Source organism: Euzebyales bacterium (genome assembly GCA_035461305.1).
Classification (GTDB): domain Bacteria; phylum Actinomycetota; class Nitriliruptoria; order Euzebyales; family JAHELV01; genus JAHELV01.
The window spans coordinates 1-6021 of sequence record DATHVN010000196.1; the positions used below are offsets into that span (position 1 = coordinate 1).

Sequence of the window (6021 nt, forward strand, 5' to 3'; positions counted from 1 at the left end):
CGACCTGATCGAGGAGCACGGCTTCGCGGCCGTGACGATGACCCAGGTTGCCGAACGGGCCGGCGTCACCCGCCGAGCCGTCTACCTGCACTTCGCGTCCCGAACCGAGCTGCTGACCGAACTGTTCGACTTCGTCAATGACACCGAGGATCTCGCCGCATCGACCCGCCCGGTGTGGGACGAGCCCGACGCGGTCACCGCGCTCGACGAGTGGGCACGCCATCTGGCCCGCTACCACCCCCGGCTGATCGGTCTGGCGCGCGCCGCCGACCACGCTCGCCGCAGCGACCCCGACGCTGCCGCGCACTGGGAGCTGGTCCGTCGCGACTGGCACGACCACTGCCGCCGGCTGGCCGAGTGGCTCGACCGCGAGGGACGGCTCGCCCCACCGTGGACCGTCGCCAGGGCCACCGACATGCTGTGGGTGCTGATGTCCTTCGACGTGCTGGAGGGGCTGAACCGTCGACCGCAACTGGTCGTCCGACACGTTCGCATCCCGTCTCGGCACTCTGCTCCGCGCCACCTTCACGTGACGCACCTGTGAGCGCCCCTGTGGGCTACGCCGTCGGAGTGTCGGGCGACGGTGGGATGTTGTGGTTCATTCGGAACAGGTTGGTCGGGTCGTACGCGGCCTTGACCCTGGTGAGCCGGTCCCATGTGGGCTCCGGGTATGCCTCGCGGACGCGGGCGTCACCCTCGTCGCCTAGGAAGTTGACGTACACGCCGGGCGCGCCCTGGCGCACCGCGGCGGCGAAGCTGTCGACCCACGCCGTGTGCACCGGCGTGTCCGCGGCGTCCTCGTACACCGCGCCGGCGGCGATCATGATCCGTCGCCGACGATGTGCGAACGCCGTGGCGTCCACGGGCACCCGCGCCATCGCCCCACCGAGCACCCGCAGCTGCGCGACCGCCATCGGCGCGGTCGAGGTCCGTAGGTGCTCGAGGATCGCCTCGGCCCGGCTCCGGTCGAGGTGGTCGATGAAGGTTGACCGCGCCTGCTCCTGTGCGACCGACTCCGGACCGCCCTCGAGCATCTCGTACAGCTCCGGGTACCGCATCGGCTGGACGGTGTCCACCAGCGGGGTGGCCAGGGCACGGAAGGGCGCGATCACACGAGCACCGGCGTCGATCGGACCGGTGTGGGCGAGCAGCGCAATCATGATCAACGTGCCGTGATGCTCGGCGGGCACGAACGGCATGGGCGGCGCGACCATCAGGTTGCAGATGGTCGTCAGCTCGTCGGGCGCAGCCTCCGCCTCGGCGACGAACCTCGTGACGAGCTCCGGCGTCGCGGGCAGCATCAGCATGCCGCCCACGATCGTGTCGACGTCGTGCAGTCGGTACTGGAACCGTGTGACAACGCCGAAGTTGCCGCCACCACCGCGGATCGCCCAGAACAGGTCGGGATGCTGCTCGGCGTCCGTGCGCACGATCCGGCCGTCGGCGGTGACCACGTCGGCAGCCAGCACGTCATCGATCGTCAATCCGTGCCTGCGGGCGAGATAGCCGACGCCGCCACCGAGCGTGATGCCACCGATCCCGACCGAGGCGGTGTCACCGAACCCGGTCACAAGGCCGTGGGCCGCCGTCGCGCTCGTGTACTCGCCTGCGGTCAGGCCGGTCTCGGCCCACGCGGTGCGCTGTGCGACGTCGATGTCCACCTCCCGCATCAGCGACAGGTCGATGACGATGCCACGCTCGGACATGCTGTGGCCGGCCACGCTGTGACCGCCACTGCGGACGGCAAGCTCGCTCCCCGTGTCGCGGGCGACCGAGACGACCTTCGCGACCTCGGCTGCGTCGGTGACCTGGACGATCGCGGACGGCCTGCGATCGAACGCGCGGTAGAACACGGCCCGGGTCTGGTCGTAGGCGGTGTTGTCGGGCGTGATCACCTGCCCGTCGAATGCGGCACGCAGAGCTGGTATCAAACGCTCGGCGTTGTCGGCTCGTGACATCGGAGCACCTCCGTGGGGCATCGGGCCGACGGTCGCCGAGCCGGCCAGGCCGTGACCTGGGTGATGGCGATCTCCGGTCCGGTCGCTTCTGACAAGGACTACCTGCATCGACGACGGCCGGCGCGAGAACTCATCGCTGCGACGACGGGAGTGCACCGCCGCCGGGGCCGTCAACAGCCCCGCGGTGGCCGGCTCGCTGACCGTGGTACGCGAGCCGATCCTGTGGCACCTGCCGGACATCACGCCCCACCGCCGCTGGACGACGGGCGACGCGACGGCCTCCCCGACCTCGTCCCTGAGCCACTCCATCCGCCGAGGCGGCGACGCTGTTGTCCAGACGGACCACCGATGCCGCATACTGGTCGCGGACGGCATCGATACCGGTCGGCAGCTCCGGCGGGGAGGTGGGACGCATGACCGCTCCGCTGGATGCCTCAGCCGCGTACCCGCTCGGACGCAGCGACGCCGAGACGCGGCGGCTCATCCTGCAGCACCAGATCTACGGGCCGTTCACCCGCCAGCTGTTCGGCGACGCGGGCATCACCGCGGGGATGCACGTCCTCGACGTGGGCAGCGGGGCGGGCGACGTCGCACTGCTTCTCGCGGAGCTGGTTGGTCCTCAGGGTCACGTCACGGGCGTCGACACCAACCCCGAGATCCTCGAGGTGGCGCGTGGCCGGGCGGCTGCGGCACACCGGACGAACGTGGTGTTCCACAGTGGCGACGTCCGCCAGCTCGACCTGCGCGACGGCTTCGACGCCGTCGTCGGACGGTGGGTCCTGATGTACGAGCCCGACCCGGTCGCCACGGTTGGCCACGTCGCCGGCTTGCTGCAAGCCGGCGGCATCGTCGCGTTCCAGGAGATGGACCTCAGCACCCCGCGCTCCTCGTACCCTCCCGCTCCGCTGCACGACCAGGTCCTGCGCTGGACGACGCCGTCCGCCGACACGGGTCCGGACATCGCGATGGGCATGAAGCTCTTCTCCACCTACCGGCGGGCAGGCCTGCCCGCCCCGCAGATGCGTATCGACGTGCCCGCGGGCGGTGGTGCCGACTGGCCGGGCTACGCGTACATCGCCGCCACCGTCCACAGCCTGCTGCCCTTCCTCGAACAGCAGGGCGCTGTCGCCCGGGACGAGGTCGACGAGACGACGCTCGAGGAGCGACTTCGCGCCGAGATCATCGATCGCGACGGCATGCAGATCCTCCCCGCCATCGTCGGTGCCTGGACCCGCGTGTAGTACCAGAAGTCCAAGAAGAAGCCGTTCGGACCGATGTGTCCCCATGGTGCGCGGCGCCGTCCACGACCTGGTCTCCGTGTTGGTCTTCGGCGGACTCCCTGCCGCGTGCTTCGTGTTCGCTCGGTGGTTCTCCCGATCGGGACAGCGTCCATGGGCGGCGTACTCGACGGCCACCGGCGTCTTCTTCGTGGTGGGCGTCGTTCTTGCGAGCCTGGCCTTCGGTCAGATCGAGAGCCTGGTGGCGTCTGGTGGTCTGTTCCAGCGTGTGACGCTGACGGTCGGGTGGACGTGGCTGACCCTTCTGGCTGTCCACGTGCTGCAGACAACCCAGCAGGATTTCCAGCAATCGGCAGACCATGGGGTCGGGTAGCTGGCCTCCGTGCTCGTGGCGGTCGTGATCCCCCCGTCGAGCACATCCGGCAGGCCGAACACGACGCGGACGTGATGGCAACGTGGTGAGCACGTGCGGTGGCGACCGCCCGCGAGGCCTCCGAGCTCGGCAGCACGTGAGCGCGCTAGCCTTCGTCCGCAGTGGACGACATCTCGCGCCTGCTGGCGGGCACACATGCCGGTGACGAGGTGTGCGACTGCCCCGTGACGACATCCGTCACGTCCGGATCGACGCCTCCGGCGGCTCGCGGTTGCCCACGACCGACGACACCGGAGGTCGGCACGTGACCACCGACGACCAGCAGCGCGGCCTCGTCACCGGCGTCGTTCCTGTCGACGAACGCGCGGCACGCGACGCGATGGACCGGCACGCGCGGCTGATCAAGCCACGCGGCAGCCTGGGTCGCCTCGAGTCGATCGGCGCCCAGCTGGCAGCCATTGCGGGAACCAGCCCGCCGCCCGTCCCGACGCAGCCTGCGGTGGTCGTTGTCACCGCCGACCACGGCGTGCATGCACAAGACGTCACGCCCTGGCCCCAGCGGATCACGACCGTGATGGTCGAGCAGTTCTGCGCCGGGACCGCTGCGGTCAACGCCCTGGCCGCGACCGTCGGCGCCCGCGTCAGCGTCCTCGACGTCGGCTGCGCGGTCGAACCCGCTGACCACCCGCTGCTGCTCAAGCGACGGATACGCGCTGGCACTGACGACCTCACGGCCGGACCGGCGATGACGCGCGAGGATGCGACGCGGGCGTTCCTGGCTGGTGCGGGCATCGCCGAGGAGCTGACCGGCGACGACGTCGACCTGCTCGTCACCGGCGACATGGGCATCGCCAACACGACCGCGTCGGCGTGCCTCGTCGCTGCCTTCACCGGTGCGGACGCCGATCAGGTCACCGGACGCGGTGCCGGGATCGACGACGAGATGCTCGGCCGCAAGCGCGCGGTCGTTCAGACCGCGTTGTGGCGGCACCGGCCGGAGACGGCCGACGCGATCGACGCGCTGGCCGCGGTCGGGGGTCTCGAACACGCCGCCCTGGCGGGGCTGATCTGCTCGGCCGCCGTCGCTCGCGTACCGATCTTGCTCGACGGCGTCGTCACGAACGCCGCCGCGCTGGCCGCCGTCGGACTGTGTCCTCCGGTGCGTGGCTACCTCATCGCCGGACACCGCTCGACCGAGCCGGCTGCCGGTGTCGCGCTCGATCACCTGGACCTGACCCCACTGCTCGACCTCGGGCTGCGGTTGGGCGAGGGCACCGGCGGGCTGCTCGCCGTCCCGCTGGTCGCCGCCGCCGCCCGCGCGCTGACGGACATGACCACGCTCGCCGAGCTCGGCTTCATGTGACGACGAACGCCTCAGACGACGGAACGCGTCGCCGTGACGCGCTATGTCACTGCCCTGGTTCGTCGCCTTCGCTGATCACCAGCGCCTCGAGCTCATCACGCGCGGTCGGGCGGTCGTGTTCGCTGACCTCGTCGACCTCGCGGTCTGCCATCGCGATGCGCCGGACCTCGTCGGGATCGATGTTGTGATCCGCCAGCGCCCGCAGCTCGTCCGGCGTCAGCTCCAGGCTGGGCTTCGCTGCGAGCCGCCGTCGGATGCCGTCAGCACGTGCAGCCGACGCGCGACGACCTTCGCTCATCCCTCGCTCCTCGGTCCGTCGACGTCCATGCACCTCTACTCGTACCGTGAACACACGTCCCACTCAACACGACAGTGCTCGATAGCGTGGCACGAGCGGTGGCTCGTGGGGCAGGGCTTCTGGACCCTTTGCGGCGACGACCACAGCTGGCCCAGCATCTCGCTGTGCGTGCGGGCGGCTCGCAGAGACCTTGGGCTCAAGCACGAGAGTGCGACGTCCCCGGACGGACCGGCCGACAACGACACCACCACGATCGGCGGCGCCGCGCCCACCAGCGACGGCGCCGCGGCGGCCGCTGAGCGACACGCCGCGATGGCCGAGGTCGGAAACCCTCGAGGAGGAACAGGATGGGCGGCCGGAGCCGTCCACCGCCGACCCGTCCCGTCCGTCCGGAGACGTCGCTGACGGACCGCAACGCTGATCGGCGCCGCCGCCTGCGGCGCGCCACCGGACCGCGCCCGGACGGTCGCTGAGGTTTCGTGTGGTTCGGCGTGGCCGCGACCTCCAGATCTCCCGATGCGCGTGATCCCCGTCAGCCTGGCGATGCGGTTCGCGCTCAGCCTCCTCCCGGATGCAAAGCACGCGCCGTTGCCCGGCGATGCCCGGAAGCCGAACGCCTGGTACCGCGAGACGTTGACCGACCTGCTCGGCCTGCGGCTGCAGGCACGCTCTCGCCGATCGTGGCGGAGCGCATCCCGCTGACCGACGGCAGCCGCGCCCATCGGGTGCTCGAACGCGGCGGCATGTGGCAAGATCGTCGTCGTCGCCGGCGGGGTAGGCGGGACCGCTCC

The 6021-nt window shown here is 70.6% G+C and carries 7 protein-coding genes; 5 read left to right on the forward strand and 2 right to left on the reverse strand.

Annotated features, from left to right (window positions below; genetic code table 11):
- Positions 1 to 544: helix-turn-helix domain-containing protein (locus VK923_17910; GenBank protein HSJ46557.1), on the forward strand; the 544-nt coding region annotated here is incomplete at its 5' end.
- A 13-nt stretch (positions 545 to 557) separates the two neighbouring features.
- Here the strand turns inward: VK923_17910 and VK923_17915 are convergent.
- Positions 558 to 1958: an FAD-binding oxidoreductase gene (locus tag VK923_17915; GenBank protein ID HSJ46558.1), complete on the reverse strand. Its 1401-nt coding sequence runs from the start codon at positions 1956 to 1958 to the stop codon at positions 558 to 560.
- Between the two features lie 413 nt (positions 1959 to 2371).
- On the opposite strand from VK923_17915, the gene VK923_17920 reads away from it, so the two are divergent.
- The 3 genes from VK923_17920 to cobT all read left to right on the forward strand — a co-directional run bounded on the left by VK923_17920 (position 2372) and on the right by cobT (position 4932).
- Positions 2372 to 3199 (forward strand): class I SAM-dependent methyltransferase, encoded by an 828-nt coding sequence (locus VK923_17920; GenBank protein HSJ46559.1) that lies wholly within the window; start codon positions 2372 to 2374, stop codon positions 3197 to 3199.
- A 43-nt stretch (positions 3200 to 3242) separates the two neighbouring features.
- Positions 3243 to 3569, forward strand: coding sequence for a DUF998 domain-containing protein (locus VK923_17925; protein ID HSJ46560.1), 327 nt, complete (start codon positions 3243 to 3245; stop codon positions 3567 to 3569).
- Between the two features lie 304 nt (positions 3570 to 3873).
- Entirely contained in the window at positions 3874 to 4932 is a 1059-nt protein-coding gene (cobT, locus tag VK923_17930; protein HSJ46561.1) for a nicotinate-nucleotide--dimethylbenzimidazole phosphoribosyltransferase, read from the forward strand.
- Positions 4933 to 4978: 46 nt separating this feature from the next.
- Here cobT and VK923_17935 read toward each other — a convergent pair whose 3' ends face one another.
- Positions 4979 to 5230 carry a hypothetical protein gene (locus VK923_17935; protein HSJ46562.1) on the reverse strand — a complete coding sequence of 84 codons (252 nt, stop codon included), beginning with the start codon at positions 5228 to 5230 and terminating at the stop codon, positions 4979 to 4981.
- A gap of 516 nt (positions 5231 to 5746) precedes the next feature.
- Between VK923_17935 and VK923_17940 the strand changes: the two genes are divergently transcribed.
- Positions 5747 to 5932, forward strand: coding sequence for a hypothetical protein (locus tag VK923_17940; protein HSJ46563.1), 186 nt, complete (start codon positions 5747 to 5749; stop codon positions 5930 to 5932).
- The last annotated feature ends 89 nt before the right edge of the window (positions 5933 to 6021 follow it).